Below are 25828 nucleotides of genomic sequence, written 5' to 3' on the forward strand. Positions count from 1 at the left end.
CAAGGAAAGGCGGGTGGCGGCAGTGCCCAGGACGATGGACGGTGACGGAGCTCCTGTACCGCAGCGGCTCCTGGCCGCCGCCACCCGGCTCTTCGCCGAGCGCGGCTACGACCGCACCTCGGTACAGGAGATCGTCGAGGCGGCCGGCGTCACCAAGGGGGCGCTCTACCACTACTTCGGCTCCAAGGACGACCTGCTGCACGAGGTGTACGCGCGCGTGCTGCGCCTCCAGCAGGAACGCCTGGACCGCTTCGCGGACGCCGACGAGCCGGTCGAGAAGCGGCTGCGCGGTGCGGCGGCCGACGTCGTCGTCACCACGATCGAGAACCTCGACGACGCGTCGATCTTCTTCCGGTCCATGCACCACCTCGGCCCGGAGAAGAACAAGCAGGTGCGCGCGGAGCGCCGCCGCTACCACGAACGCTTCCGCGCGCTGATCGAGGAGGGCCAGCGGGAGGGCGTCTTCTCGACGGCGACCCCGGCCGACCTGGTGGTCGACTACCACTTCGGCTCCGTGCACCACCTGTCGACCTGGTACCGCCCCGAGGGCCCGCTCAGCCCGCAGGAGGTCGCCGACCACCTGGCGGACCTGCTGCTGCGGGCCCTGCGCCCCTGAGCCGGCCCGTCCCCCCACGGCCCGTGGCCCGTCGGCGCCGGCGGGCCACGGGCCGCTGCGGGCTCACAGGTACTTCTTCAGCTCCCGGCGCGCCAGCGACCGCTGGTGCACCTCGTCCGGGCCGTCGGCGATCATCAGCGTGCGGGCGCCGGCGTACAGCTCGGCCAGCGGGAAGTCCTGGCTGACCCCGCCCGCGCCGTACAGCTGGATCGCGCGGTCGAGGATGGAGACGACCGTGCGCGGGGTGGCGATCTTGATGGCCTGGATCTCCGTGTGGGCGCCCCGGTTGCCGACGGTGTCCATCATCCAGGCCGTCTTCAGCACCAGCAGCCGCAGCTGCTCGACCGCCACGCGCGCGTCGGCGATCCAGTTCTGCACCACGCCCTGCTGCGCCAGCGCCTTGCCGAAGGCGTCACGCGACACCGCCCGCCGGCACATCAGCTCGACGGCCCGCTCGGCCATGCCGATCAGCCGCATGCAGTGGTGGATCCGGCCCGGACCGAGCCGGGCCTGCGCGATGGCGAAACCGCCGCCCTCCTCGCCGATCAGGTTCGACACCGGCACGCGCGCGTGGTCGAAGACCACCTCGGCGTGCCCGCCGTGGTAGTGGTCCTCGTAGCCGAACACCTGCATGGCGCGCTCGATCGTGACGCCCGGGGTGTCGCGCGGGACCAGCACCATGGACTGCTGACGGCGGATGTCCGCCCCGTCCGGGTCGGTCTTGCCCATCACGATGAAGACGGCGCAGTCCGGGTGCATCGCCCCGGAGATGTACCACTTGCGGCCGGTGATGACGTACTCGTCGCCGTCCCGCTCGATGCGGGTGGTGATGTTGGTGGCGTCGGAGGAGGCCACCTCCGGCTCGGTCATCGCGAACGCCGAGCGGATCTCACCGGCCAGCAGCGGCTGGAGCCACTGCTTCTTCTGCGCCTCGTCGCCGAACTGCGCCAGCACCTCCATGTTCCCGGTGTCGGGCGCCGCGCAGTTGGTGACGGTCGGCGCGATCTGCGGGGACCGGCCCATGATCTCGGCGAGCGGCGCGTACTGGAGGTTCGTCAGACCGGCGCCGTACTCGGAGTCGGGCAGGAACAGGTTCCACAGCCCCTGCCGGCGGGCCTCGGCCTTCAGCTCCTCCACCACGGGGACGTTCCGCCACGGCGAGTCCAACCCGGCACGCTGCTCGTGGGCGACCGCTTCGGCCGGGTAAACGTACTCGTCCATGAAGGCGAGCAGCTTGGCGCGCAGCTCCTCGGTGCGCGCGTCGAACGCGAAGTCCATGGTTCGTCAGCCTTCCTGAAGGGTGGTCAGACCGTGCCGGATGAAGACCGGGACCAGATCGCCGATGCGGTCGAAGCCGCGGCCCACCGTCCGGCCCAGCGTGTAGCGGTAGTGGATGCCCTCCAGGATCACGGCGAGCTTGAACCAGGCGAACGCCGTGTACCAGGACACCGCGGAGACGTCGCGCCCCGACCGCGCGGCGTACCGCTCGATCAGCTCGGCGGGCGTGGGGTGCCCGGGCGCCTCGGCGGTCGTGGAGACGGGGGAGTCCGGCGTGCCCAGCGGCATGCTGTACATCACCAGCAGCCCCAGGTCCGTCAGCGGATCGCCGAGCGTGGACATCTCCCAGTCGAGGACGGCCTTGATCGCGTCGTCCTCCCCGATCAGCACGTTGTCGAGGCGGTAGTCGCCGTGCACCACGGCGGGCGCGGGGGAGACGGGCAGTTCGCGCCCGAGTGCCGCCTGCAGCTCGTCGATGCCGGCCAGCTCCCGGTTGCGGGAGGCGTCCAGCTGCTTGCCCCAGCGCCGCAGCTGCCGGTCCAGGAACCCCTCGGGCCGGCCGAAGTCGGCGAGACCCACCTCGCCGGGCTCCACCGCGTGCAGCTCGACCAGCGTGTCCACCAGGTTCAGCACCGCGTCCCGGGTGCGCCCGGCGCCGAGCGGGGCGAGCTGGCCGGCCGTCCGGTACGGGGTGCCCTCGACGAAGTCCATGACGTAGAACGGCGCCCCGAGCACCTCCTCGTCCTCGCACAGCAGTACGGTGCGCGGCACCGGCACGGCGGTCGGGTGCAGCGCGCTGATCACCCGGTGCTCGCGCTTCATGTCGTGCGCGGTGGCCAGGACGTGGCCGAGCGGGGGACGCCGTACGACCCACCGGGAGCTGTCGTCGGAGACCGCGTACGTGAGGTTCGACCTGCCGCCCTCGATCAGCCGGCCGGTGAGCGTGCCGTTCACCAGGCCGGGCCGCTCCCGTTCGAGCAGGCCGCGCAGCCGGTCGAGATCGAGTCCGGGCGGGTGGTCGGTGCTCATCGTCGCTCCTACGGGCAGGAAACAGTACCCGCCTTATGATGCCGACCGGTCGGTATGCCGTCCAGAGCGGCGGCCGAACGTGATCGGGGCCACGAGGGGCGCGCCTCGTCCGGCCGCCACGCCAATGGCGTATATCGAGCCACTCGGCTTGCACGGCGCGCACGGACACCGGAGGGTCGGACCCATGAAGGCGATCAGCTACGCACGGTACGGCGGCCCCGAAGTACTCGGCCTCGGGGAGGTCGACGACCCCAGGGTCGGCCCCGACTCGGTCCTGGTGAAGGTGCGGGCGGCGGCCGTCAACCCGGTCGACTGGAAGTGCCGGGAGGGTTATCTCGACCCGGTCCTCCAGCCGGTGTTCCCCGTCGTCCCCGGCTGGGACGTCTCGGGCGTGGTCGTCCGGCCGGGCCCCGCCGCACCGGAGTTCGCCGTCGGCGACGAGGTCATCGGCTACGTGCGCCAGGACGTCCTCTCGCACGGCACCTTCGCCGAGTACGTGGCCGCCCCGGTGCGCGCCCTCGCGCGCAAGCCGCGCGCCCTGTCCTTCGAGGAGGCGGCCGGCCTCCCGCTCGCGGGGCTCACCGCGTACCAGGTGCTGCACCGCGTCCTCGAGGTCAAGCGGGGCGAGACCGTCCTGGTGCACGCCGCGGCCGGCGGCGTCGGATCCATCGCCGTCCAGCTCGCCGCCCACCTCGGCGCCCGGGTCATCGGCACGGCGAGCGAGCGCAACCACGACTTCGTGCGCGGGCTGGGCGGGGAGCCGGTGAGCTACGGCGAGGGCCTGGCCGAACGGGTCCGGGGGCTGGCGCCCGAGGGCGTGGACGCGGTGTTCGACACGGTGGGCGGCGACGCCCTCAGGGCCTCCGCGAACCTGCTGGCCCCCGAGGGCCGCCTGGCCTCGATCACCGACCCCGAGGTGGTGGACTACGGCGGCCGCTACTGGTTCGTCCGCCCCGACCCCCAGGACCTCCAGCACCTCTCCGACCTGGCGGACCAGGGCACGGTCACCGTCCACGTCTCGGAAACCCTCCCCCTGGAGCGAGCGGCGGACGCCCACCGCCTGAGCCAGGAGGGGCGTACCCGCGGCAAGATCGTGGTGACGGTGAACGAATAGCCCCGCCCGGCATTCACAGCCCGTCCGGCGTCTGAGGACGAGGCCCGCAGGGCCGAAGGGGGGCCGGGGGCGCAGCCCCCGGGGACGGGAAGGGACGGGGCGGCGGGGGCGAAAAACCCACCGCACGCCCCCGCATCACCCCGACCCGACGAGCACTGCCCCGCACCCGGCCATGGCCACCGTGCAGATCACCGCCACCGCCGCGTACGGCGGCACGAGCGCCGCGGGTTCACTCACCGCCGCCAGCCCTCGGATCCGCCGGTGGGCGATCCACAGAAACCCCAGCCAGCAGGCACAGCACAGCGCGCACGCCACCGCCCCGGCCCCCGGCACCCCACCCGCCAGCGCCGTCTTCACGGCCAGCACCGCCGCGACCGTGGCCGACAGCGTCGTACGCCGCCACGCGAGCCGGGTCCGCTCGGGCTGCAGCCCCGGATCCCGCTCCGCGGCGGTCCGAGCCGCCGCCCCGCTCACCCGTCCCACCCGAAGAACACCGCGGCGACCATCGCCACGGCCACCACCGCCACCACGAGACCCAGCAGCGCCGGGAACCGCGACACCGGCAGGTCCTCCCCGCGCCGCATCGCCCGCTCGCACCGCACCCAGTGGTTGACCGCCCGCAACGCGCACAGCGCCCCCGCGGCCAGCAGCGCCAGTGCCAGCCCGACCCGCCACGCCCAGCGCAGGTCCGGCAGGAACTGGTCCACGGCGAACCCGCCCCCGATCAACGCGAGCGCGGTGCGCAACCACGCGAGGAACGTCCGCTCGTTCGCCAGCGAGAACCGGTAGTCGGGCGTGTCGCCCTCCCGCCGTACCTCGCCGGGCGCGAACCACAACCGGACGTTCCGCACAATGTCGATCACGCGGGCGACCCTACCGGGGCCGCCCCCGCGCCGGACCGACGGCCGGGGACGGAGCCCTGCTCAGTCCCCGCCCCGGCGCGACGGGTCCGACCGCTCGGCCCGCCCCGACCGCTGCGCCGTGAGCCGCTCGTACGCCGCCAGCCCGTCCGGGGTCCACTCCCACTCCCCGAGCCGCCGCTCCAGCTCCGCCTCCGGCAGGAAGTCCCCCCAGGCCACCTCCTCCGCCTGCGGCCGTACGGGCCGGTCGCACCGCACCTCGTACACCGCCGACCACCAGCTGTGGCCGGCCCCGTCGTCGTACAGGAACGTGAAGAGGCGCTCGGGGCGAGGCAGTCCGCGCACGCCCAGTTCCTCCTCGGCCTCGCGCAGCGCGGCCTCGTCGTAGCTCTCGCCCGCGCCGACGACCCCGCCGACGAACATGTCGTACAGGGAGGGGAAGACCTGTTTGGTGGTGGTACGGCGGTGCACGAAGACCCGCCCCTCGGCGTCCCGGGCGAGGACGAAGACGCAGCGGTGGCGCAGACCCCGCGCGTAGGCCTCCCCGCGCGGGGACCGCCCGACCACCCGGTCGTTCTCGTCGACGATGTCGATGATCTCCTCGGTGCTCATACGGCCATCCAAGCAGCGGCCGGCCCCTGCCCGGCCGCTCGCCCCACCCGGGCGGCCTTTCAGCCCGGACGTCACCGGCAGGCCTCCTGTGGCCGCAGTTGACGCGAGTAACGCAGGGGACGCCCTTGACGCGATCCGTTGGCGGGCGGTTTGCTGTGCGTGACCGGTCCGTGGCGTTCGGCAGCCGACCACTGCCGTACCGACCACCCGCCGCGAGCCGGTGACCACACGAAGAACGCGTGAGGAAGTCCCGCGGTGCCTCCACCCCCGCCTCCCCTCGGCCGTGCCCGCAGACGGACGGCACAGGCCTTCGACGAGGCCCTCGACGACGCCGAACTCGTCGCCGCGCGGACCGCGCTGGCCCAGGGCCGATGGCAGAACACCCGCTCGCTGCTGGTCCGCACGGGGGAGGACTGGGACCGCCGGGGCCACCGCGTCACGGTGCTCGCCCGGGAGTCGTACTGCGTCCCCTGGGCCCGCGAGTGGCTGCTCGCCGAACCCGACTCCGGTGACGCGTCCGTGCTGCTCGCCCTGGCCCAGGTGCGGCGCGCGCTGCAGGGCAGGGAGAAACCGGTTCGTGCCCGCGAGGCCTGCCGCCGGGCGGCGGAGCTCGCGCCCGCCGACCCCACCCCCTGGCTCGGACTGCTCCTGCTGGAGTGCGTCCAGGGGGCCGAGGGGGACGTGGTCCGGCTCTTCGAGCAGATCCGCACCCGGTACGCGGACCACCACCACGCCCACCACCTGCTGGTCGCCTGGCTCGCCGAGCGCCGCGTGGAGGCGGGCCCGGACCCGCTGCACGAGGTGTACGACTTCGCCAACTGGGCCGCCGAACAGGCCCCCGCCGACTCGCCGCTGGCGATGCTGCCGGTCATCGCGCACGCCGAGCGCTACCGCGCCCTGGCCGCCGCCGGACACGAACCCGCCGACCCGGTCGCCTCCGGCCACTGGGTCGGCCGTCGCGCCCGGCAGGTGATGAAGGCCGCCTTCGACTGGTGGCTGGAGTGGGAGCACGAAGGCCACCCGCGCCGCCTGGTCGACCTCAACTTCCTCGCCCACGCCAAGGTCTGCGAGGGCCGGGGCGCCGAGGCGGCCGCCCTCTTCCACCGCATCGGCGACCACGCCACGCCCGCCCCCTGGTCGTACCCCGGCCGTGACGCCCTGACCGCCTTCCGCACCGCCCGCGCCGCAGCCCTGGGCACGGCCTGACCCCGGCCCCCCACCCGCCGCAACCACCACCGACCCAAGGACGGTCTCGAGATGACGACGGACAGTTCGAGCACGCGCACGAGCAGAGCGACAGCCGACGGCATCAGCACCTTCAAGGGGCAGGAACGCGCCCTGCGCGCCGACCGCCTCGGCACGGGGGGCCTGCTGCTCTCCGTCCTCGCCGCGACCGCCCCCCTCATGGTGGTCGCGGGTGTCATGCCCACCACATTCGCGGTGATGGGCATCGTCGGCCAGCCGCTGCTCTTCGTGGCCCTCGGCGTCGTCCTGGTCCTCTTCAGCCTCGGCTACGCCGAGATGAGCCGGCACGTCCACAACGCCGGCGCCTTCTACGCCTACATCTCCCGCGGACTCGGCGGCACCGCCGGAGCGGGCGCCGCGCTCGTCGCGCTCGTCGCCTACAACTCCCTCCAGGTCGGCATCTACGGCATCTTCGGCTTCGAGGTCTCCGGCCTCCTCGCCACCTACGCCGACCTCGAGGTCGCCTGGTGGATACCGGCGCTGGTGGCCGTGCTCGCCGTCGGCGCGCTGGGCTGGCTGAAGATCGACGTCAACGCGCGCCTGCTCGGCGTGCTGCTGGTCATCGAGGTGCTGCTGGTCGTCGTCTTCGACATCGCCGCCGTCGCCGACCCCGGGAAGGAGGGCCTGTCGCTGCACGCCTTCGACCCGGACACGCTCACCGGCGCCGGCGTCGGCACCGCCCTGTGCTTCTGCATCGCCGCCTTCCTCGGCTTCGAACAGGCTCCCGTCTACGCCGAGGAGACCAGCAGGCCGCACGAGGTCGTGCCGCGCGTGATGTTCCTCGCGGTCACCGGCGTCGCCGTCTTCTTCGCCCTCAGCAGCTGGGCGCTCACCGTCGCCACCGGCCCCTCCGGGATCGTCGGCGCCTCCCGGGAGCAGAGCGCGGGACTGCTGTTCTTCCTCACCGAGGACCGGCTCGGCTCCACCTTCACCGACGTCCTGCACGTCCTCTTCGTGACCGGCATGTTCGCGGCCATGCTCAGCTTCCACAACGTCGTCGCCCGGTACGCCTTCGCCATGGGCCGCGAGGGCCTGCTCCCCGCCGCCTTCGGCCGCACCACCGGCGCCAGCGGCGCCCCCGGCACCGGCTCCCTGCTCCAGACCGTCGTCGCCGCCGTGCTCGTCCTCGCCTTCGCGCTCACCGACGACAAGCCGACCGGCGACCCGACCGCGCCGGTCCTGCACCTGTTCACCTGGGGCGGCAACGTCGGCGCGCTCGGCGTGATCGTGCTGATGGCCATCGCCTCCCTGTCCGTCGTCGTCTTCTTCGTCCGGCGCGGCGCCGCGGGCGCGCAGAGCCGGCGGCTGGTCACCTCCGCGCTGGCGGGGATCGCCCTGGCCGTCATCGCGGGCTACACGGTCAAGGACTTCGACGTCCTGGTCGGCGCCGGCCCCGGCTCCGCGCTGAGCTGGATCCTGCCCGGCATCATCGGGCTCGCCCTGGTCGCCGGCCTGGTCCAGGGCGCCGTCCTGCGCGCCCGCGCCCCCGAGAAGCACGCCCGCATCGGGCTCGGCAACGAGGCGTTCCGGCTGGAGAAGGAGGCCGAGCGCACCTCGTAGGGCGCCGTCGCGCCCCCGGACGCGCAAGGGCCCCGGCACCTCGACGAGGTGCCGGGGCCCTTGGCCGGCGTGCGCCGGAAGGCGCGGCCGTACGCCTAGATGATCAGTGACAGCAGCAGCACCAGACCGCCGGCGACCACCGAGATGATCGTCTCCATGATCGACCAGGTCTTGATCGTCTGTCCGACGTTCAGCCCGAAGTACTCCTTCACCAGCCAGAACCCGGCGTCGTTGACGTGGCTGAAGAACAGCGAACCGGCGCCGATCGCCAGCACCAGCAGGGCCGCGTGCGTGGTCGACATGTCGGCCGCCAGCGGCGCCACCAGACCGGCCGCCGAGACGGTCGCCACCGTCGCCGAACCGGTCGCCAGCCGGATCGCCACCGCGATCAGCCAGGCCAGCAGCAGCGCCGGGATCGACCAGTCCTCGGAGATCTCCAGGATCATCCGGCCCACACCGGTGTCGATCAGGGTCTGCTTGAAACCGCCGCCCGCGCCGACGATCAGCAGGATGCCCGCGATCGGCACGAGCCCCTTCTCGACCAGCTGCGAGATCCGCTCCCGGCTGAACCCGGCGGGCACGCCCAGGGTGAAGATGCCGACCAGCACGGCCGCGAGCAGCGCGATCAGCGGGGAGCCGATCACGTCGAACACGCGCTGCACCTGGTGCTCGGGGTCGTCGATGACGATGTCGACCAGCGCCTTGGCCAGCATCAGCACGACCGGCAGCAGGATCGTGGCCAGCGTCGCGCCGAAGCCGGGACGCTTCTCCAGGTCCTCGGAGGGCCGCTGCGGGATCATCCGCTCCGGGGCGGGGACGTCGACCCAGCGGGCGGCGTACTTCGAGAACAGCGGACCGGCGATGACGACCGTCGGTATCGCGACGAGCACGCCCAGCGCCAGCGTCACCCCGAGGTTGGCGCCGACCGCGTCGATCGCGATCAGCGGACCGGGGTGCGGTGGGACCAGACCGTGCATCACGGACAGACCGGCGAGCGCCGGGATGCCGATGCGCATCAGGGAGTAGTTGCCGCGCTTGGCGACCATCAGCACCACCGGGATCAGCAGCACCACGCCGACCTCGAAGAACAGCGGCAGACCGATCACCGAGGCGATCAGCACCATCGCCCATGGCATGGTGCGGCCGCTCGCCTTCGCGAGGATGGTGTCGACGATCTGGTCGGCGCCGCCGGAGTCGGCGAGCAGCTTGCCCAGGATCGCGCCGAGGGCGATCAGCACGCCCACGCCGGCGACGGTGGAGCCGAGTCCGGCACTGAAGCTGGTGATCACCTTGTCGAGCGGCGCGCCGGCGAACGCGCCGAGCGCCAGCGAGCCGATGGTCAGCGACAGGAAGGCGTGCAGCTTGAACTTGGTGATGAGCAGGACGATGACGGCGATGCCCAGCAGCACGGCGATGCCCAGCTGGGCGTGGCCGGCCGAGGTGATCGGCTCGGGTGCGTCCGCTGCCAGCATCTCAACGCTGAGTCTGGTCACGGTGGTTCCTTGTGTGTGCAGGGGGGAGTCGGGGAGGAACCGGGGAGGTGGGGGGCGCCCCGGGAACTGGGGTCCGGTCAGGGACCTACGGGGTGGGCTCGGGGAGGGCGTTCAGGGCGGTGGCCGCCCGTTCGCTGATCTCCTCGGGGCTGCCCGTCACGTCCACGGCGACTCCGGCCTCGTCCGGCTCCAGCGGCTGGAGCGTGGCGAACTGGGAGTCGAGCAGCGCCGTGGGCATGAAGTGGCCCTGCCGGTGCGACATCCGGTCCTCGACGAGCGCGCGGTCACCGGTGAGGTGCACGAAGACCACGCCGGGCGCGGCGGCCCGCAGCCGGTCGCGGTACGACCGCTTCAGCGCGGAGCAGCTGACCACCCCGCCGAGACCGGCCCGGCCGTGGGCCCAGTCGCCGATGGCGTCGAGCCAGGGCCACCGGTCGTCGTCGGTGAGCGGGGTGCCGGCCGACATCTTGGCGATGTTGGCCGGCGGGTGGAAATCGTCGCCCTCGGCGTACGGGACGCCGAACCGGGCCGCGAGCAGGGGACCGATGGTGGTCTTCCCGGTGCCCGCGACGCCCATGACCACGACGACATGGGGGGTGTTCATCGCTGCCTCGCTGTCTGATGTCTTCGTCGACACGTGATGTCGACGCAACTGAAGCTCATTAGGTACGACGAATTCAAGAGTCTGTGACATATAAGTCTGACTTTTTGTTCCCGTGATCCGCCCCGTACTCTGAGTGCATGAGCACCACGGGCCGGGGGCTGCACGGCCGCGTACTGGACACCCTCGGCCCCGAGATCACCGCGGGGGAGTACCCGCCCGGCAGCGTCCTGCGCACCGACGAACTCGCGCACCGTTTCGACGTGTCGCGCTCCGTGATGCGTGAGGTCGTCCGCGTCCTGGAGTCCATGCACCTGGTCGAGTCCCGGCGCCGCGTGGGCGTGACGGTCCTGCCGGCCCACGAGTGGAACGTGTACGACCCCCAGGTCATCCGCTGGCGCCTGGCCGGCGCGGACCGCCCCCGCCAGCTGCGCTCCCTCACGGTGCTGCGCTCGGCGATCGAGCCGGTCGCGGCGGGCCTGGCCGCCCGCAACGCCACCCCCGAGCAGTGCGCCGAACTGACCGAGTGCGCCCTCGGCATGGTCGCCAACTCCAGCGGTCACCGGCTGGAGGGGTACCTCTTCCACGACGTGGCGTTCCACCGCGTGATCCTGACCGCCTCCGGCAACGAGATGTTCGCCCGCCTCGGCGACGTCGTGGCCGAGGTGCTGTCCGGCCGCACCCACCACGAGGTGATGTTCGAGGACCCCGACCCCGCCGCCGTCACCCTGCACGTCCAGCTCGCGGAGGCGGTCCGCGAACGCGACGCCGCCCGCGCGGAGAAGCTGACCCGCGAGATCACCGAGGGCGCCCTCCAGGAACTGGACATCCTGGCGCCCTGACCGCGCCGCCGCCGGGCACCGGTCAGGCGTCGAAACGCTCGCGTGCCCGCTCGATGTGACCGAGGTGCTCGTGGGTCCAGCCGCACATCGCGTCGACCGTGGTGCGCAGGCCCCGGCCCGGCCCGGTGAGGGTGTACTCGACCCGCGGCGGCACGGTGGGGTGCACCTTCCGCTCGACCAGGCCGTTGCGCTCCAGCATGCGCAGGTTCTGGGTGAGCATCTTGTGGCTGACGCCCTCGACCTCGTCGCGCACCTCGCTGAAGCGCAGGGTGCGCTCGCCGAGCGCCTCGATGATCAGGAGCGCCCACTTGTTGGCGACGTCCGAGAAGATCTCCCGCGCCAGGGAGTCCGCGCGCCTGAGGTCGGCGTCCCCGGGCAGGCCCTTGAGCGGATGCTTGGTCACCATCAGGTTCCTCAGTCACCGAAAAGTGCGTTCTTCCAGGCCGGAACTGACTCTCCTACAGTTTCCGAGTCACCACAAGAGAGTGAACGGAAGGGCAAGTTCCATGGCTGCCAGTGAGGTCTTCGCCTTCGGCGTGCCGGCCGAGAGCGACTTCGGCTACGCACAGGCGATCAGGTCCGGCGAGCTGATCCACGTCTCCGGACAGCTCGCGTTCGACGAGGCGGGCGAGTTCCTCCACGCGGGCGACTTCGCCGCCCAGCTCGAGCGGACCCACGCCAACATGGACAGGGTCCTGGGCCACTACGGCGCCACCCGGAACCAGATCGTCTCGCAGACCCTGTACGCGGTGGACCTGCGGCACAACGCCGTCGCGGCGGCGGAGGGCAACCTCGCGTACTTCGGCGACCACCGCCCGGCCGCCACGGTCGTGGGCGTCACCGAACTGACCCTGCCCGGCCAGGTCGTCGAGATCGCTTTCGTCATCGACACGAAGCTGCCCGCCTGAGGCCCGTTCCCCGCACGCCCCACCGCCTCGCGGACCGTCCGCCGGGCCGCGTCGTCCTCACACCCGGTCACCCGCACCGCCGACGCGCACAGGGCGATGGAGAGGAGGCGACCGGCGAAGCGCCGGTGGACGTCGACGACACCGCGTCCCGATCCCGGCGCCGGGACGGCCGACTCGCCCCCGGCCTCAGCTCAGGAAGTCCCCGTCGACGTACACCCAGGCTCCGTCGACCCGCTCGAACCGGCTGCGCTCGTGCAGCGAGCCGCCCCGGTAGGAAGCCCGGAACGTCACCGTCCCGTCGGTGTGGAAGGCGGACCCGCCGTCGGTGTCCAGGATCTCCAGCCCGGTCCAGCGCGTCCCGGGATCGAGGTCGATCCGCTCCGGTCGCGTCCGCGGATGCCAGGTCCGCAGCAGGTAGGCCCCGTCCCGCCGCACGAACGCGCAGTACCGCGACCGCATCAGCCGCTCGGCGGTGGGCGCGGCGGCGGTCCCGGAGTGAAAGCGCCCGCAGCAGTCCTCGTACGCCTCGGGGAGCCCGCAGGGACAGGGACGTATGGTCATGGTCGGCCTCCGCGACAACGCCCGAGGGCCGCGACCTCGTGGTCGCGGCCCTCGCGCTTCTTGTGTCCGAGGGGGGACTTGAACCCCCACGCCCGATAAAGGGCACTAGCACCTCAAGCTAGCGCGTCTGCCATTCCGCCACCCGGACAAGGTGTCTGTCGCGCGGGTTTCCCCCCGCGGCGACGTCGTAAACATTACCAGGTGTTCCGGGCGGTCGATCACCCCCGCCCGGCCGCGTCGTCGTGGGAACGGCGGACGACGGGCCGGGCCGGGTCTTGGGGCACGCCCGCGGGGGAGGGAGGATGAGGACGACCCACCAGCGCGAACACCAGCAGCGGGAGGAAGCACGTGAGCGAGACGGACACGGCCAGGAGCGTCACCGGTGAGGACGAGGTCGTGGACCTCTGCCGCGAGCTGATCCGGATCGACACCAGCAACTACGGCGACCACTCGGGCCCCGGCGAGCGCAAGGCGGCCGAGTACGTCGCCGAGAAGCTCGCCGAGGTGGGCCTGGAACCGGAGATCTTCGAGTCGCACCCCGGACGCGCCTCCACGGTGGCCCGGATCGAGGGCGAGGACCCGTCCCGGCCCGCGCTGCTCATCCACGGCCACACGGACGTCGTACCGGCCAACGCCGTCGACTGGACCCACCACCCCTTCTCCGGCGAGATCGCCGACGGATGCGTGTGGGGGCGCGGGGCCGTCGACATGAAGGACATGGACGCGATGACCCTCGCGGTCGTCCGCGACCGGCTGCGCAGCGGACGCAAGCCCCCGCGCGACGTCGTCCTCGCCTTCCTCGCCGACGAGGAGGCCGGCGGCACGTACGGCGCCCGCCACCTGGTCGACAACCACCCGCACCTCTTCGAGGGCGTCACCGAGGCGATCAGCGAGGTGGGCGGCTTCTCGTTCACCGTCAGCGAGCAGCGCCGCCTGTATCTGATCCAGACGGCCGAGAAGGGCATGCACTGGATGAAGCTGACCGTGGCCGGCACCGCCGGGCACGGGTCGATGATCCACCGCGACAACGCCATCACCGAGCTGTCGGAGGCCGTCGCGCGCCTCGGCCGGCACACCTTCCCGGTCCGCGTCACGAAGACGACCCGGGCCTTCCTCGACGAACTGGGCGACGCCCTCGGGACCGAGCTCGACCCGGAGGACATGGAGGGGACCCTCGCGAAGCTCGGCGGCATCGCCAAGCTCATCGGCGCGACGCTGAGCAACACCGCCAATCCCACCCAGCTGGGCGCGGGCTACAAGGTCAACGTCATCCCGGGCGAGGCGACCGCGCACGTGGACGGCCGTTTCCTGCCCGGACACGAGGAGGAGTTCCTCGCCGACCTCGACCGGATCCTCGGTCCGAAGGTGCGGCGCGAGGACGTCCACTCCGACAAGGCCGTCGAGACCACGTTCGACGGAGCCCTCGTGGACGCGATGCAGTCCGCGCTGGTGGCCGAGGACCCGGCCGCGAAGGCCATCCCGTACATGCTCTCCGGCGGCACGGACGCCAAGTCCTTCGACGACCTCGGTATCCGGGGCTTCGGCTTCGCGCCGCTGAAGCTGCCCCCGGAGCTGGACTTCGCCGGCATGTTCCACGGGGTCGACGAGCGGGTGCCGGTGGACGGTCTGAAGTTCGGCGTGCGGGTGCTCGACCGCTTCCTCGACGCGAGCTGAGACGGTTACCCGATGACCTCAATAATCGCCCAGACGTGCGGAGTTGACTGAAAAGAGTGAATGCGACGATAAGCTCGTAGCCTCATTACTCCGTCCTCGTTAGCCGTGATGTGATCCGCGACTTTGGATCGCTTTGCCAACAAGGAGGAATAATGCTCAAGAAGATCGTCGCCGTCGCGGCTGCCACCGGTGGTCTGGTTCTCGCGGGCGCGGGCATGGCCGCCGCCGACTCCGGTGCCCAGGGTGCCGCCGTGCACTCCCCGGGTGTCCTTTCCGGCAACGTCGTGCAGGCCCCGATCCACGTCCCCGTGAACGTCTGCGGCAACACGATCTCCGTGATCGGGCTGCTGAACCCCGCCTTCGGCAACGTCTGCATCAACAAGTGACGTCGTGCCTCGCCCTCTAGGGAACGCCCGCTGAGGGCTTGAGCCCGTCGGCCCCGGAGCGCGCGCCATGTGCTCCGGGGCCGACGGGTCTCACCGAACGTCGGAACACCGGGAATCCTGCGGAACGCCGATTCCCGGCACCAGGTCGAAGGCAGGGATTTCAGCAATGCGACAGGTCACCCGCAAGGGCCTGATGACGATGGCGGCGGCCACGGGCGTCCTCGCCGCCGCGGGCGGGGTCGCCCACGCCGACTCCGGCGCGGCGGGCCATGCCGCCGGCTCGCCCGGTGTGGGCTCCGGGAACACGGTGCAGGCGCCGGTGGACGTGCCGGTGAACGTCTGCGGCAACACGGTCAATGTCGTCGGTGTCCTCAACCCGTCCGTGGGGAACTCCTGCGCCAACCAGGGTGGCTCCTCCTCGGGCGGCCACGGCGGCTCCGGCGGCCACGGCGGCGCGCACGCCGACGGCCACGCCGCCGGCTCGCCCGGCGTGCTCTCCGGGAACACGGTGCAGGTGCCGGTGCACGCGCCGGTCAACGTCTGCGGCAACACGGTCAATGTCGTCGGTGTCCTCAACCCGTCCGTGGGGAACTCCTGCGCCAACCAGGGCGGGGCCCCCTCGCCGGGGGGCCACGGCGGCTCGCACGCCGACGGACACACCGGCTCGCCCGGCGTGGGCTCCGGCAACCACATCCAGGTCCCGATCCACGTCCCGGTGAACGTCTGCGGCAACAGCGTCGACATCCTCGGCGCCGGCAACGCCACCGAGGGCGGCGGCTGCGCGAACGGCGGCTCGGACCGCGACACCCCGGGACAGCCCGGCGAACCGGGCGGCCCCGGCAGCCCCGGGCGCCCCGGCGACGGGCCGGGCACCCCGGACCGCCCGTCGGCCGACGACCCGCGGGGCGTCCACTCCCTCACCCGGCCCCGGCACGACGCACAGCTCGCGCAGACCGGCAGCGAGCTGCCGATGGGCCTCGTCCTGCCCGTCGGCGCGGGCGCGCTGCTCGCCGGCGCGGTCCTCTACCGCAAGGCGCGGACCGCCGCGTGACGCCGGACACACGGAGCGGACCCCGCGATCGCGGGGTCCGCTCCGTGTGTGATTCCGGTCGGGTGTCGAGGATCACCAGGTGGCGCGCACCTGGCGGATGATCCGCCTCCGCAGCCGCACCCTGCGACTGCCGTCACGCATCAGCGTCAGGCGGTACAACTCCCAGTGACCGTACTCCGCATGGTCCGTCAGTAGACGTGCCGTCTCGTTGCGGGAGACCCCGCGCGGTACGTGCACGTCGACAAATTCGTATTCCGGCATCGCATCTATTGTGCGGTCCGGGCCCCGGTACGGATAGCGTCTGCACTATGTCTGATGCTGCGCAGCCCACCGCTGCCGAGGTACGCGCCGCCGCCGAGGCGGTGAAGACCGCGCTCGACCGCCACCTGGCCGCGGTCGAACGCCGGTCGGGGGAGGACGACCCGGCCGTCTACGAGGCGTTCAACCAGCTGGCCGCGGCCGCGGAGGCGTACGACGAACTGCTCTACGACCGCTACGACGAGGTCACCCCCTTCGAGATCCCCGGCGCGGAGGACACGCCGCCGTACACCGGCCCCGATGAGCCGGCCGCGCTCAGTGTGCTGATCCGCCGCGACTACGCCGTCGTGGAACCCCAGCGGCTGCGCGCGCACGCCCAGCGGATCGAGGCGGCGGACGACGAGAGCGCGGAGGTGTCAGGCACCGTCCACGGCGCGCTCGGCCTGCTGTTCGGCGAGTTCGAGCCGGACGAGATCGCCTCCCGGCACAAGGAGTTCGGGCTGGAGGAGGGCGACTCCACGCTCTGGGTGACGGCATCGGACGACCCGGCGGAACCCGGCGAGTGGCTGGAGGCGCCGTTCGAGCAGGTGGACCCGCAGCGGGTGGTGTGCCGCTTCGACGTCAGCGCGGTCTTCGACGACGAGGAGGACCTCGACGACGAGGACGAGCTCGACCCGAGCCTGGACGAGGACGAGGACCTGGAACCCCTCGACACGGACCGCTGACCGCACCCGCCCCGCACGGCGGCGGCACCCCCGGTGCCGCCGCCCGCGCACCTACGGGCCCGGCTCAGCCCTCCGTCACCGGGACCTGCGGGGCCAGCAGCACCGGCAACCGGGTGGTCCGCGGCTTCGCCGGCACCTCGGCCACGGCACGCGGCAGCGCCTGCTCCGCACCGTGCACCACGGACAGATGCCGGTCGGCCCGGCTGAACGCCGTGTACACCCACGGCCGGCTCAGCGCCTGCACGGCGTCACCGGGCAGCACCACGACCACCGCGGGCCACCGGCAGCCCACCGCCTGGTGCGCGGTCAGCGCCCACCCGTGCCGCAGGGACGGTTCCACCCGCTCCCTGGGTACGACGACCTCCTCGCCGCCGCACTCCAGATGCAGCCCCTCGCCGTCGGCCCGCACCACGCGGCCCGGCAGCGTACGTCCCGGAACGGGGGAGTAGGCGACCCGGTCACCCGGATCGAACCCGCCGAAGCGCCCCGGCCCTGGATTCAGCCGTTCCTTCAGCGCGGCGTTCAGTACCCGCGTGCCCACCGCACCCCCGTGCCCCGGGGTGATCACCTGGGTCTCCTCGGCCGGCACCCCGATGGCACGTGGCACCGAGTCCACCACCAGCTGCACGGTCCGGTGCACGGCCTCTCCGGCGTCCCGCACCGGCACGATCACGACCTCCTTGCCGGGCGCCGCCACCGGGTTCAGCTCGCCGACTCCGACCCCCGAGACCAGCTCGCCCAGCGGGCCGGGATCCGGCCGCCGCGAGGCGACCTGCGGGCAGACCCGCGCCGCCAGCAGATCCGCGAACACCCGCCCGGGCCCCGCCGACCACAGCACTCCCGGATCCCCGGCCAGCACCAGCCGCGCCCCGTCCGGCAGCGACTCCGTCACCAGCGCGGCGGTCTCGACGTCCAGCTGCGGGGCGTCGAGCACCACCAGCAGATCCACGTCCAGCGCCCCGTCGGCGTCCCGCCCGGGCCCCTCGGCACCGGACAGCAGCCCCGCGACGGTGGCGACCCCGGTCCCCTCGACCAGGCCCGCGAACCGGGCGCGCCCGACCGGACCGTGGGCGGCGGCCCAGACCCGCAGCCCCAGACCCCGCGCGGCGCGCACCAGGGCCGCCGGCTCGGCCAGCGAGGCCTCCCCACCGGTGTGCAGCACCAGCCCGTGCCCGGCGACCGCCCGGATCAGCCCACCCGCGGAGCCCTCCGCCGAGACGGCCGCACGCTCCCACTCCTCGCCCGCACCGTCCTGCGCGGTCACGGAGTCGACCAGGCGGGCCAGTCCGTCGGCCAGACTCTCCTCGGCCAGCGCACACCGCTCCAGCCCCACCAGCACCCGCACCGGCGGCTCCCCGTCCTCCTCGGCGCCGCCGGCGTCGCCGACGGCGTCCTGGAAGACGAGCACGTCCCCCTCCGCGATGGCGTTCTGCACGGCCTCCTCGGCCTCGGGCACTTTCTGCCGCCCCAGCGCGGCGACCAGCGCGGCCATGTCCAGCACGGTGTGCCCGGCCAGCGCGGCCTGCTCCAGCAGCCACACGGTGACCGCCCGCCCCCGCCGCTCGTCGTCCGGCCCGGCCCCGAGCAACGCCCGGGCGAACCCGTCCGCCTGCTCGGGCCGCACCCCGGGGACCCGCAGCAGCTGCCAGGGATCGGCGCGCAGCACGTCGGCGCCCCCGTCCCCGAGCACACCGGCGGCCTGTACGGCGATCCCCTCCGGCGCGCCCCCCTGGACCAGCACCCCCCGCAGGTCCTCGACGGCGCCGGCGGCGGGAGCCACCGGCCCCGGCGCCGCGGCCGGAACCCGGCGCACGGGCTCGGGAGCGGGCCGCCGCGGCGCGGGCGCGGCCTCCGCGAACACGGCGACGGCCGGCTTCTCCCCGCTCTCCACGGCCCGCACGGCGGCCAGCAGATCCGCGGCCGTGCCGCTCAGCTTGCCCCCGGCCTCGATCGGCCCCTGCCGCTCCGCCTTCCGCCGCTCGATCCGCTCCCGCTCCAGGCGCTGCGCGGCCAGCTCGGCCTCGGCCTCGGACACCTGCGCGGCCTCGGACACCTCCGTGCCCTCGGCAGACGTCCCCGGCTCCTCGGCGTCCTCCGCGGTCTCGGGCGGCTCCGTGCTCACAGCGTGCTCCAGTCGTGATCGGGATAGCGGTGCACGGGCGCCGACACGTCGTCGAGAGCCCGGCAGATCTCGTCAGGAAGACTAAGGGCCTCCACTGACAACGCCGCCGTGAGCTGCTGCGCGGTGCGCGCGCCGACGACGGGGGCGGCCACACCGGGCCGGTCACGGACCCAGGCGAGGGCCACCTGCAGCGCGGTCACGGCGAGCCCGTCCGCCGCCGTGGTCACGGCGTCCACGATGCGGCTCGCCGTGTCGTCGAGATACGGCGCGACGAACGGGGCGAGGTGCTGCGAGGCGCCCCGGGAATCCACCGGGGCGGCGTCGTTGCGGTACTTGCCGGTGAGCACGCCCCGGCCGAGCGGCGAGGACGGCAACAGCCCGATCCCCAGGTCGAGGGCGGCGGGAAGGACCTCGCGCTCGACGCCCCGCTGGAGCAGCGAGTACTCCATCTGGGTGCTCGCCAGCCGGGTCCGCGTCCCCGGCGCGGCGAGCTGCCAGGTCGCCGCCTTGGCCAGCTGCCAGCCGCAGAAGTCGGAGACCCCGGCGTAGCGCACGCGCCCGCTGCCGACGGCGGTGTCGAGCGCGGCGAGCGTCTCGTCCAGCGGGGTGGCGGGGTCGTAGGCGTGGACGTGCCACACGTCGACGTAGTCGGTACCGAGGCGGGCGAGCGAGGCGTCCAGGGCGGAGAGCAGATGGCCGCGCGAGCCGTCGACCCGGCGGTCCGGGTCGGCCACGCTCCCGGCCTTCGTCGAGATGACGAGGTCCCGGCGGGGCACGAGTCCGTCCATCAGCCTGCCGAGCAGGTACTCGGACTCTCCGTCGCCGTACACGTCGGCGGTGTCGACGAGGGTCCCGCCGGCTTCCCAGAAGGTCTTCAAGAGGTCCGCGGCGTCGTGCTCGTCGGTGTCCCGACCCCAGGTCAGAGTCCCGAGCCCGATCCGGGACACACGCAGGCCGGTACGGCCGAGATGCCTCTGCTCCATGAACGCCGAGATTACTGGCCGGAGCCTTGGGCGTGGGGACCTGTGGACAAGGGATTTCCGGTCGGTCCGACGCCGGCGCGGGCCGACCTCTCCACGTGCCCCGGCGTCGTACGGGGTGCCCCGTGCCGGTGCCGACCGGCTGGTGTCAGCGCGGCCCGGCGCTTGTGGGGGGCGTCGCGCCCACCCGTGCCGCTCTGCGGCACGACTGCCCGCGGCTGACGCGGCATGCGGCTGCCCGCAGAGGGCGCGGCATGCGACTGCCCGCGAGAGCGGCGGGAACGACTGCGGGTGGGCGCGTACGGCGCGCAGGGGGCGGGGCGGGGGTGGCCGCCCGCAGCGGCCGGCGCGTCCGCACCCCGCGCCCCTTCCAGCGGGCGTGATCCGCGCCGGTCCGAGGACGGACACCCCCGACCCGGCCCCGACCCACCCACCGACCACGGGCGCCACCCCAGCCCCCACCGGACCGAACCCCGCGCCGCGGGCATCCCACAGGACCGCCGGAGGTATAAGGTCTCCGCACAAGCGACGTTACTCATCGGTAAGGGGAGAGCCGCCATGCAGCTAGGGATCAACCTCGGCTACTGGGGTGCCGGAATGGACGCGGACAACCTCGTCGTGGCCCAGGAGGCGGACCGCCTCGGATACGCCGTCTGCTGGGCCGCGGAGGCCTACGGCTCCGACGCCGCCACCGTCCTCACCTGGGTCGCCGCCCAGACCCGCCGCATCGACGTCGGCTCGGCCATCTTCCAGATCCCCGCCCGCCAGCCCGCGATGACGGCGATGACGGCGGCCACCCTGGACTCCCTCTCCCAGGGCCGCTTCCGCCTCGGCCTCGGCGTTTCCGGCCCTCAGGTCTCCGAGGGCTGGTACGGGGTCAAGTTCGACAAGCCCCTCGCCCGCACCCGCGAGTACGTCGAGATCGTCCGCAAGGCCATGACCCGCGAGCGCCTCTCCTACGAGGGCGAGCACTGGACGCTCCCCCTCCCCGGCGGCCCCGGCAAGCCCATCAAGCTCACCGTGCACCCCCAGCGCGAGCACATCCCCCTCTACATCGCCGCCATCGGCCCGAAGAACCTCGAACAGACCGGCGAGATCGCCGACGGCGCCCTGCTGATCTTCCCCTCCGCCGACCACCTCGAGGACACCGCCGTCCGGCACCTCCGCGCCGGCCGCGAGAAGGCCGGCAAGACCCTCGACGGCTTCGACGTCTGCCCCACCGTCCCCCTCGCCGTGGGCGACGACAAGGACCTCACCACCCTCGCCGACACCTTCCGCCCCTACACCGCGCTGTACGTCGGCGGCATGGGCAGCCGCAAGCAGAACTTCTACAACCAGCTCGCCCGGCGCATGGGCTACGAGCGCGAGGCGGCCGAGATCCAGGACAAGTACCTCACCGGCGACAAGCAGGGCGCGGCAGCGGCCGTCCCGCACGACCTGATCGACAGGACGACCCTCCTCGGCTCGGTCGACCGCATCGCCGACCGGATGAAGGCCTACGCCGCCGCCGGAGTCACCACCCTCACCCTCGCCCCGGCCGGCTTCACGCTCGACGAGCGCCTCGCCTCGCTCCGCGCCGGCACCGAGGCCCTGGAACGCGCGGGCCTCGCGTAGGTCTCACGGCCGTGGTGGGGGCTCGGGGGTCCACCCCGCCACGGCCGTCACCCTCCACAACGCCCGCCGGTCCGCCCGGTCACGCTCCCGCGCCCCCGTACTCCTTTCGGCGGAGTCGCCCGGCGCACCTGTTGCCACCCTCCGCCCCGCGCACTTGACTCGTTCTTCGCGGAACCGCGGACCTGCGGAGAGGTGGCCCACCATGCTTTCGGCCAAGAGTCTGTTCCAGGAGATCCTCGACAACGACGAGTCCTTCGCCCTGTTCTGTTCCATCGCCGCGAGCGGCGAGTCGCAGGGCGGCTGGGAGAACGCCCGTATCGCCGCGCTGGTCCCCGAGACCCAGCGCGAACTCGCCCCCAAGATCACCAGGCACGGCGCCGACGAGGACAAGCACGGCCGCATCTTCAACGCCCTGATGAGGAAGCGCGGCCTGAAGCCCGTCCCGGTCCCCCCGGAGACCGACTACACCATGCTCCTGGAGCGCAACGGCATCGGCCTGGCCCACGGCCGGCTGAAGCGCGACGAGCCGCTCACCGTCCAGGACGTCGTCACCTACCTCGCCCACAGCAGGGTCACCGAGCAGCGCGCCTCCGAGCAGATGGAACTGCTCCGCAAGCACTTCGCCGACCACCCCGACCTCGGCCGCGCGGTCAGGATGATCTCCGACGACGAGGACAACCACCTCGCCTACTGCCACGAGGAACTGCTGCGCTTCGCGTACGCCGGACACGGCCGCGCCATCCAGCGCACGCTGCGCGCGTGCGCGCTCGCGGAGATCCGCGTCTACCGGGACGTCAGCCTGGCGGTGATGGCCCACATGGGCCGCATCCTCGGCTGGCCCGGGCCCAAGGCGGCGGTCCTCGCGGCGGGCATCCACGCGGTGTACGCGTACGAACGCCTGGGCGGCTGGCGCCGCATGGTCTCCCTGAGGACGCCCGACCGCCGCGACGCGCTCGGCGGCCCGGCGAACCCGGAACCGGAGTTCGCGTGACCGCACCCGGAACCGGAGTTCACGTGGCCGCACCCGGACGCCGGACCGGGCCCCTCACATCCACCCCCGCCGCTTGAACAGGCGGAACAACAGCACCTCCAGCACGCCCATCACCAGGATCACCACCGGATACGACCACTCCCAGCGTAGCTCCGGCATGTGCTCGAAGTTCATCCCGTAGATCCCCGCGAGCATCGTGGGGATCGCGGCCATGGCCGCCCACGCGGAGATCTTCCGCATGTCGTCGTTCTGCCGCACGCTGATCTGCGCCAGATGAGCCGAGAGGACGTCCGAGACCAGCCGGTCCAGTCCCTCCACGGACTCGTTCACCCGGGTGAGGTGGTCGTGCACGTCGCGGAAGAAGGGCCGCGCCCTGTCCTCCACGAACGGCGCCCCCGTCCCGTACGTGCCCACCCCCGCCAGCCGCGCCATCGGCATCGCCAGCGGCCCGGTCGCCCGCCGGAACTCCAGGATCTGCCGCTTGAAGGTGTAGATCCTGGAGGCGGTGTGCCGTGAACCCCCGCTGTCGGGGGTGAAGACCTCCGCCTCCAGTTCCTCCAGGTCGGTCTGCAGCTCGGTCGCCACGACCAGGTAGTGGTCGACGACGGCGTCGGCGATCGCGTACAGCACCGACGTGGGCCCCTCGCCCAGCAGCTCCGGTTCCCGCTCCAGCCGCTTGCGCACGGCTCCCAGCGGAGTCCCCTCCCCGTGCCGGACGGTCACCACGAACGCGTCCCCGAGGAAGATCATGACCTCACCGGACGAGACGGTGTCGCTCCGCGGCTCGTACACGATCGGTTTCAGCACCACGAAGAGCGAGTCGTCGTACACCTCCAGCTTGGGCCGCTGATGGGCCTTGAGGGCGTCCTCGACCGCCAGCGGATGCAGACTGAACTCCTGCGCGACCAGGTCGAACTCGTCCGCCGTCGGCTCGTGCAGCCCGATCCAGACGAACCCCCCGGCCGACCGGGCCTCGTCCAGCGCGTCGGAGAAGTCGTGGGGCCCCTCCGACCGTCGCCCCTCCCGATAGATGGCACAGTCGACGATCACGAAACGCCTTCTCCCTTCCCACGACGAACACACCACACACGCGTGCGCCTACCCTGGGCCGCATGCCCACATTGCTCCTGGTCCGGCACGGACGTTCCACCGCCAACACCGAGGGACTGCTCGCCGGCTGGACGCCCGGCGTCGCCCTCGACGACCGCGGCGCCGCCCAGGCCGCCGCACTGCCCGGACGGCTCGCCGAGCTGCCGCTGGCCGAGATCGTCACCAGCCCGCTGCAGCGCTGCCGGGAGACCCTCCGGCCGCTGCTGGAGGCGCGTCCCGGCCTCACCCCGCACACCGACGACCGCATCGGCGAGTGCCACTACGGCGACTGGTCGGGCCGCAAGCTCACCGAGCTCAAGGACGAGCCCCTGATGGACGTGGTGCAGGCGCACCCGTCGGCGGCGGCCTTCCCCGGCGGGGAGTCCATGCGCGCGATGCAGACGCGCGCCGCCGAAGCGGTGCGCGAGTGGAACGCGCGGGTGGAGCGCGACCACGGCGCCGACGCCGTGTACCTCATGTGCTCGCACGGCGACATCATCAAGTCTCTCGTCGCGGACGCACTCGGACTTCATCTCGACCTCTTCCAGCGGATTTCCGTTGAACCGTGTTCCATCACCGCGATCCGTTACACACGGTTGCGCCCCTTTCTCGTCCGCCTCGGCGACACCGGCGACTTCGCGTCCCTGGCACCGTGCGAGGAGCCGCCGGCCGACGACGCCACGGTCGGGGGCGGCGCGGGCGCACCGTGATCGCCGGGCGCAGTAGGGTGAAGCGGTCGCCGCAGTGCGTCCCCGTTTCGACCAGCCGCCCGTTTCCCCCACGCCCACCACGACTCTCAATGGAGACAGGACGTGTCCCGTCAGGTGTTCCTCTACGACCAACCGGAACGTTTCGTGGCCGGTACGGTCGGGCTGCCAGGGCGCCGTACGTTCTTCCTCCAGGCCTCCGCCGGCTCCCGGGTGACCAGCGTGGCCCTGGAGAAGACCCAGGTCGCGGCGCTCGCCGAACGGATGGACGAACTGCTCGACGAGGTCGTGCGCCGCAGCGGCGGCAGCGCCGCGGTGCCCGCGATGACGCCGGCCGAGATCACCGACAGCGCCCCGCTGGACACCCCCGTGGAGGAGGAGTTCCGCGTCGGCACCATGGCGCTCGCCTGGGACGGCGAGGAGCAGCGCATGATCGTCGAGGCGCAGGCGCTCGTCGAACTGGACGCCGAGTCCGAGGAGGACCTCGCCGAGGCCGAGGAGCGGCTGCTCCAGGACGAGGAGAACGGGCCCCCGATGCTCCGCGTCCGGCTCACCGGCGCGCAGGCCCGGGCCTTCGCCAAGCGCGCCCTCGACGTCGTCAACGCCGGGCGGCCGCCGTGCCCGCTGTGCAGCCTCCCGCTCGACCCGGAAGGACACGTATGTCCGCGCCAGAACGGATACCGCCGCGGGGCGTGACGGCCGCCGACCCGGCCGTCACGGTGCTGCTCGCCGAGGGCGAGCTGACCGTGCGCGGACGCATCCGCGAGGCCTCGAACGCGGCGCTGTACTGCACCGTGACGCACGAGGGCCGGGAAGCCGCGTGCGTCTACAAGCCGGTCGCCGGGGAGCGGCCCCTGTGGGACTTCCCCGACGGCACGCTCGCCGGGCGCGAGGTCGCCGCCCACGCGGTCTCCGAGGCGACCGGCTGGGGCCTGGTCCCGCCCACCGTGCTCCGCGACGGCCCTTACGGCGAGGGCATGTGCCAGCTGTGGATCGAGACGGCGCCCGGCGCGGAGCTCCTCGCCCTGGTCGACGGCGAGGAACCGGAGCCGGGCTGGAAGGCGATCGGCTTCGCCGAGGCCGGCGAGGGCCGCACCGCGCTGCTCGTGCACGCCGACGACGAGCGGCTGCGCCGGCTCGCGGTCCTCGACGCGGTGATCAACAACGCCGACCGCAAGGGCGGGCACCTGCTGCCCACCGCGGAGGGCCTGCTGTACGGCATCGACCACGGGGTCACCTTCAACGCCGAGAACAAGCTCCGCACCCTGCTGTGGGGCTGGGCGGGCGAGCCCCTGACCGCGGAGGCGCTGGACGTCCTCGGGGGCCTCAGAACGGCCCTCACCGGCACCGGCGCCCTCACCGCCGCCCTGACCCCCCTCCTCACCCGCGCGGAGATCGATGCCACCCGCGCACGCGTGGAGACCCTCCTCACCACCGGCACCCACCCGCAGCCGGCCGGCGACTGGCCGGCCATCCCCTGGCCCCCGGTCTGAACGGGACGACGGTCTGTCC

At 72.8% G+C, this 25828-nt stretch carries 28 protein-coding genes and 1 tRNA gene; 15 read left to right on the forward strand and 14 right to left on the reverse strand.

Annotated features, from left to right (window positions below; translation table 11 throughout):
* Positions 1–22: 22 nt before the first annotated feature.
* Positions 23–616, forward strand: a complete 594-nt coding sequence (locus tag ADK41_RS01965) for a TetR/AcrR family transcriptional regulator (RefSeq protein WP_030825783.1) — start codon at positions 23–25, stop codon at positions 614–616.
* Between the two features lie 63 nt (positions 617–679).
* On the opposite strand, the gene ADK41_RS01970 is transcribed toward ADK41_RS01965, so the two are convergent.
* Complete coding sequence (locus ADK41_RS01970) at positions 680–1894, reverse strand: acyl-CoA dehydrogenase family protein (RefSeq protein ID WP_030825785.1); 1215 nt, start codon at positions 1892–1894, stop codon at positions 680–682.
* 6 nt (positions 1895–1900) lie between these two features.
* Positions 1901–2923: a phosphotransferase family protein gene (locus ADK41_RS01975; protein WP_030825787.1), complete on the reverse strand. Its 1023-nt coding sequence runs from the start codon at positions 2921–2923 to the stop codon at positions 1901–1903.
* A gap of 184 nt (positions 2924–3107) precedes the next feature.
* Between ADK41_RS01975 and ADK41_RS01980 the strand changes: the two genes are divergently transcribed.
* Positions 3108–4037: an NADP-dependent oxidoreductase gene (locus ADK41_RS01980; RefSeq protein ID WP_030825789.1), complete on the forward strand. Its 930-nt coding sequence runs from the start codon at positions 3108–3110 to the stop codon at positions 4035–4037.
* A 135-nt stretch (positions 4038–4172) separates the two neighbouring features.
* Here ADK41_RS01980 and ADK41_RS01985 read toward each other — a convergent pair whose 3' ends face one another.
* From ADK41_RS01985 to ADK41_RS01995, 3 genes are read right to left on the reverse strand one after another with little or no spacing between them, the layout of a single operon-like run.
* On the reverse strand, positions 4173–4511 hold the full coding sequence (locus tag ADK41_RS01985) for a DUF202 domain-containing protein (protein ID WP_030825791.1): 339 nt from the start codon (positions 4509–4511) through the stop codon (positions 4173–4175).
* Positions 4508–4900 (reverse strand): YidH family protein, encoded by a 393-nt coding sequence (locus ADK41_RS01990; RefSeq protein ID WP_030825794.1) that lies wholly within the window; start codon positions 4898–4900, stop codon positions 4508–4510. Before ADK41_RS01990 ends, ADK41_RS01985 begins: the two co-directional genes overlap by 4 nt.
* Positions 4901–4960: 60 nt before the next feature.
* A complete protein-coding gene (locus ADK41_RS01995; RefSeq protein ID WP_030825797.1) occupies positions 4961–5509 on the reverse strand; it encodes an NUDIX hydrolase in 549 nt (182 codons plus the stop codon).
* Positions 5510–5764: 255 nt separating this feature from the next.
* Here ADK41_RS01995 and ADK41_RS02000 point away from each other — a divergent pair, with 255 nt between their 5' ends.
* Both ADK41_RS02000 and ADK41_RS02005 read left to right on the forward strand, forming a co-directional pair.
* Positions 5765–6715: a hypothetical protein gene (locus ADK41_RS02000; RefSeq protein ID WP_030825800.1), complete on the forward strand. Its 951-nt coding sequence runs from the start codon at positions 5765–5767 to the stop codon at positions 6713–6715.
* 51 nt (positions 6716–6766) lie between these two features.
* On the forward strand, positions 6767–8314 hold the full coding sequence (locus ADK41_RS02005) for an APC family permease (RefSeq protein ID WP_030825804.1): 1548 nt from the start codon (positions 6767–6769) through the stop codon (positions 8312–8314).
* Positions 8315–8409: 95 nt separating this feature from the next.
* On the opposite strand, the gene ADK41_RS02010 is transcribed toward ADK41_RS02005, so the two are convergent.
* The gene (locus tag ADK41_RS02010; protein ID WP_030825807.1) at positions 8410–9807 is read right to left on the reverse strand and encodes a gluconate:H+ symporter; all 1398 of its coding nucleotides are present in this window, start codon (positions 9805–9807) and stop codon (positions 8410–8412) included.
* 85 nt (positions 9808–9892) lie between these two features.
* The gene (locus tag ADK41_RS02015) at positions 9893–10411 is read right to left on the reverse strand and encodes a gluconokinase (RefSeq protein WP_030825810.1); all 519 of its coding nucleotides are present in this window, start codon (positions 10409–10411) and stop codon (positions 9893–9895) included.
* Positions 10412–10548: 137 nt separating this feature from the next.
* On the opposite strand from ADK41_RS02015, the gene ADK41_RS02020 reads away from it, so the two are divergent.
* Positions 10549–11250: a FadR/GntR family transcriptional regulator gene (locus tag ADK41_RS02020; protein ID WP_030825813.1), complete on the forward strand. Its 702-nt coding sequence runs from the start codon at positions 10549–10551 to the stop codon at positions 11248–11250.
* A gap of 22 nt (positions 11251–11272) precedes the next feature.
* Here ADK41_RS02020 and ADK41_RS02025 read toward each other — a convergent pair whose 3' ends face one another.
* Positions 11273–11656, reverse strand: a complete 384-nt coding sequence (locus tag ADK41_RS02025) for a winged helix-turn-helix transcriptional regulator (RefSeq protein WP_030825815.1) — start codon at positions 11654–11656, stop codon at positions 11273–11275.
* Between the two features lie 100 nt (positions 11657–11756).
* Between ADK41_RS02025 and ADK41_RS02030 the strand changes: the two genes are divergently transcribed.
* A complete protein-coding gene (locus ADK41_RS02030) occupies positions 11757–12158 on the forward strand; it encodes a RidA family protein (protein WP_030825818.1) in 402 nt (133 codons plus the stop codon).
* 186 nt (positions 12159–12344) lie between these two features.
* Here ADK41_RS02030 and ADK41_RS02035 read toward each other — a convergent pair whose 3' ends face one another.
* A complete protein-coding gene (locus tag ADK41_RS02035; protein WP_030825821.1) occupies positions 12345–12719 on the reverse strand; it encodes a YchJ family protein in 375 nt (124 codons plus the stop codon).
* Between the two features lie 63 nt (positions 12720–12782).
* Positions 12783–12867: transfer RNA gene (locus tag ADK41_RS02040), tRNA-Leu, on the reverse strand.
* 200 nt (positions 12868–13067) lie between these two features.
* Between ADK41_RS02040 and ADK41_RS02045 the strand changes: the two genes are divergently transcribed.
* From ADK41_RS02045 to ADK41_RS02055, 3 genes are all read left to right on the forward strand, one after another.
* On the forward strand, positions 13068–14393 hold the full coding sequence (locus tag ADK41_RS02045; protein WP_030825824.1) for a M20/M25/M40 family metallo-hydrolase: 1326 nt from the start codon (positions 13068–13070) through the stop codon (positions 14391–14393).
* 152 nt (positions 14394–14545) lie between these two features.
* Positions 14546–14779, forward strand: coding sequence for a chaplin ChpH (gene chpH, locus ADK41_RS02050; RefSeq protein ID WP_030825827.1), 234 nt, complete (start codon positions 14546–14548; stop codon positions 14777–14779).
* Between the two features lie 166 nt (positions 14780–14945).
* Positions 14946–15830 (forward strand): chaplin, encoded by an 885-nt coding sequence (locus tag ADK41_RS02055; protein WP_030825830.1) that lies wholly within the window; start codon positions 14946–14948, stop codon positions 15828–15830.
* Positions 15831–15902: 72 nt separating this feature from the next.
* Here the strand turns inward: ADK41_RS02055 and ADK41_RS02060 are convergent, their stop codons facing one another.
* Entirely contained in the window at positions 15903–16091 is a 189-nt protein-coding gene (locus ADK41_RS02060; protein WP_030825834.1) for a DUF5703 family protein, read from the reverse strand.
* A gap of 47 nt (positions 16092–16138) precedes the next feature.
* On the opposite strand from ADK41_RS02060, the gene ADK41_RS02065 reads away from it, so the two are divergent.
* Positions 16139–16813: a hypothetical protein gene (locus ADK41_RS02065; RefSeq protein WP_030825836.1), complete on the forward strand. Its 675-nt coding sequence runs from the start codon at positions 16139–16141 to the stop codon at positions 16811–16813.
* 64 nt (positions 16814–16877) lie between these two features.
* Here the strand turns inward: ADK41_RS02065 and ADK41_RS02070 are convergent, their stop codons facing one another.
* A complete protein-coding gene (locus ADK41_RS02070) occupies positions 16878–18935 on the reverse strand; it encodes an ATP-dependent DNA helicase (protein ID WP_037804116.1) in 2058 nt (685 codons plus the stop codon).
* Positions 18932–19918, reverse strand: a complete 987-nt coding sequence (locus tag ADK41_RS02075; RefSeq protein WP_030825840.1) for an aldo/keto reductase — start codon at positions 19916–19918, stop codon at positions 18932–18934. The genes ADK41_RS02070 and ADK41_RS02075 overlap by 4 nt, the downstream gene beginning before the upstream one ends.
* 555 nt (positions 19919–20473) lie before the next feature.
* On the opposite strand from ADK41_RS02075, the gene ADK41_RS02080 reads away from it, so the two are divergent.
* Together ADK41_RS02080 and ADK41_RS02085 are read left to right on the forward strand one after the other, a co-directional pair.
* Positions 20474–21529, forward strand: coding sequence for an LLM class F420-dependent oxidoreductase (locus ADK41_RS02080; RefSeq protein ID WP_030825842.1), 1056 nt, complete (start codon positions 20474–20476; stop codon positions 21527–21529).
* A gap of 202 nt (positions 21530–21731) precedes the next feature.
* Positions 21732–22520, forward strand: a complete 789-nt coding sequence (locus ADK41_RS02085; protein WP_030825844.1) for a ferritin-like domain-containing protein — start codon at positions 21732–21734, stop codon at positions 22518–22520.
* 54 nt (positions 22521–22574) lie between these two features.
* Here the strand turns inward: ADK41_RS02085 and corA are convergent, their stop codons facing one another.
* Positions 22575–23570 carry a magnesium/cobalt transporter CorA gene (gene corA / locus ADK41_RS02090; RefSeq protein ID WP_030825846.1) on the reverse strand — a complete coding sequence of 332 codons (996 nt, stop codon included), beginning with the start codon at positions 23568–23570 and terminating at the stop codon, positions 22575–22577.
* A gap of 62 nt (positions 23571–23632) precedes the next feature.
* Between corA and ADK41_RS02095 the strand changes: the two genes are divergently transcribed.
* The 3 genes from ADK41_RS02095 to ADK41_RS02105 all read left to right on the forward strand — a co-directional run bounded on the left by ADK41_RS02095 (position 23633) and on the right by ADK41_RS02105 (position 25809).
* The gene (locus ADK41_RS02095; RefSeq protein ID WP_030825850.1) at positions 23633–24319 is read left to right on the forward strand and encodes a histidine phosphatase family protein; all 687 of its coding nucleotides are present in this window, start codon (positions 23633–23635) and stop codon (positions 24317–24319) included.
* 102 nt (positions 24320–24421) lie between these two features.
* Positions 24422–25012, forward strand: coding sequence for a DUF3090 domain-containing protein (locus ADK41_RS02100; RefSeq protein ID WP_030825853.1), 591 nt, complete (start codon positions 24422–24424; stop codon positions 25010–25012).
* Positions 24976–25809, forward strand: a complete 834-nt coding sequence (locus ADK41_RS02105) for an SCO1664 family protein (protein ID WP_199821958.1) — start codon at positions 24976–24978, stop codon at positions 25807–25809. The genes ADK41_RS02100 and ADK41_RS02105 overlap by 37 nt, the downstream gene beginning before the upstream one ends.
* The last annotated feature ends 19 nt before the right edge of the window (positions 25810–25828 follow it).

Origin of the sequence: Streptomyces caelestis (assembly GCF_001279005.1) — a bacterium.
Taxonomy (GTDB): domain Bacteria; phylum Actinomycetota; class Actinomycetes; order Streptomycetales; family Streptomycetaceae; genus Streptomyces; species Streptomyces heliomycini.

Bases quoted from the DNA above. Each gene is read 5' to 3' on its own strand.
- ADK41_RS02030 (WP_030825818.1), top strand. From the start codon at position 11,757: ATGGCTGCCAGTGAGGTCTTCGCCTTCGGCGTGCCGGCCGAGAGCGAC.
- ADK41_RS01995 (WP_030825797.1), bottom strand. From the start codon at position 5,509: ATGAGCACCGAGGAGATCATCGACATCGTCGACGAGAACGACCGGGTG.
- ADK41_RS02095 (WP_030825850.1), top strand. From the start codon at position 23,633: ATGCCCACATTGCTCCTGGTCCGGCACGGACGTTCCACCGCCAACACC.
- ADK41_RS02055 (WP_030825830.1), top strand. From the start codon at position 14,946: ATGCGACAGGTCACCCGCAAGGGCCTGATGACGATGGCGGCGGCCACG.
- ADK41_RS01970 (WP_030825785.1), bottom strand. From the start codon at position 1,894: ATGGACTTCGCGTTCGACGCGCGCACCGAGGAGCTGCGCGCCAAGCTG.
- ADK41_RS02020 (WP_030825813.1), top strand. From the start codon at position 10,549: ATGAGCACCACGGGCCGGGGGCTGCACGGCCGCGTACTGGACACCCTC.
- chpH (WP_030825827.1), top strand. From the start codon at position 14,546: ATGCTCAAGAAGATCGTCGCCGTCGCGGCTGCCACCGGTGGTCTGGTT.
- ADK41_RS02105 (WP_199821958.1), top strand. From the start codon at position 24,976: ATGTCCGCGCCAGAACGGATACCGCCGCGGGGCGTGACGGCCGCCGAC.
- ADK41_RS02075 (WP_030825840.1), bottom strand. From the start codon at position 19,918: ATGGAGCAGAGGCATCTCGGCCGTACCGGCCTGCGTGTGTCCCGGATC.
- ADK41_RS02005 (WP_030825804.1), top strand. From the start codon at position 6,767: ATGACGACGGACAGTTCGAGCACGCGCACGAGCAGAGCGACAGCCGAC.
- ADK41_RS02060 (WP_030825834.1), bottom strand. From the start codon at position 16,091: ATGCCGGAATACGAATTTGTCGACGTGCACGTACCGCGCGGGGTCTCC.
- ADK41_RS02085 (WP_030825844.1), top strand. From the start codon at position 21,732: ATGCTTTCGGCCAAGAGTCTGTTCCAGGAGATCCTCGACAACGACGAG.
- ADK41_RS02065 (WP_030825836.1), top strand. From the start codon at position 16,139: ATGTCTGATGCTGCGCAGCCCACCGCTGCCGAGGTACGCGCCGCCGCC.
- ADK41_RS02035 (WP_030825821.1), bottom strand. From the start codon at position 12,719: ATGACCATACGTCCCTGTCCCTGCGGGCTCCCCGAGGCGTACGAGGAC.
- ADK41_RS02025 (WP_030825815.1), bottom strand. From the start codon at position 11,656: ATGGTGACCAAGCATCCGCTCAAGGGCCTGCCCGGGGACGCCGACCTC.
- ADK41_RS02080 (WP_030825842.1), top strand. From the start codon at position 20,474: ATGCAGCTAGGGATCAACCTCGGCTACTGGGGTGCCGGAATGGACGCG.
- ADK41_RS01975 (WP_030825787.1), bottom strand. From the start codon at position 2,923: ATGAGCACCGACCACCCGCCCGGACTCGATCTCGACCGGCTGCGCGGC.
- ADK41_RS02015 (WP_030825810.1), bottom strand. From the start codon at position 10,411: ATGAACACCCCCCATGTCGTCGTGGTCATGGGCGTCGCGGGCACCGGG.
- ADK41_RS01980 (WP_030825789.1), top strand. From the start codon at position 3,108: ATGAAGGCGATCAGCTACGCACGGTACGGCGGCCCCGAAGTACTCGGC.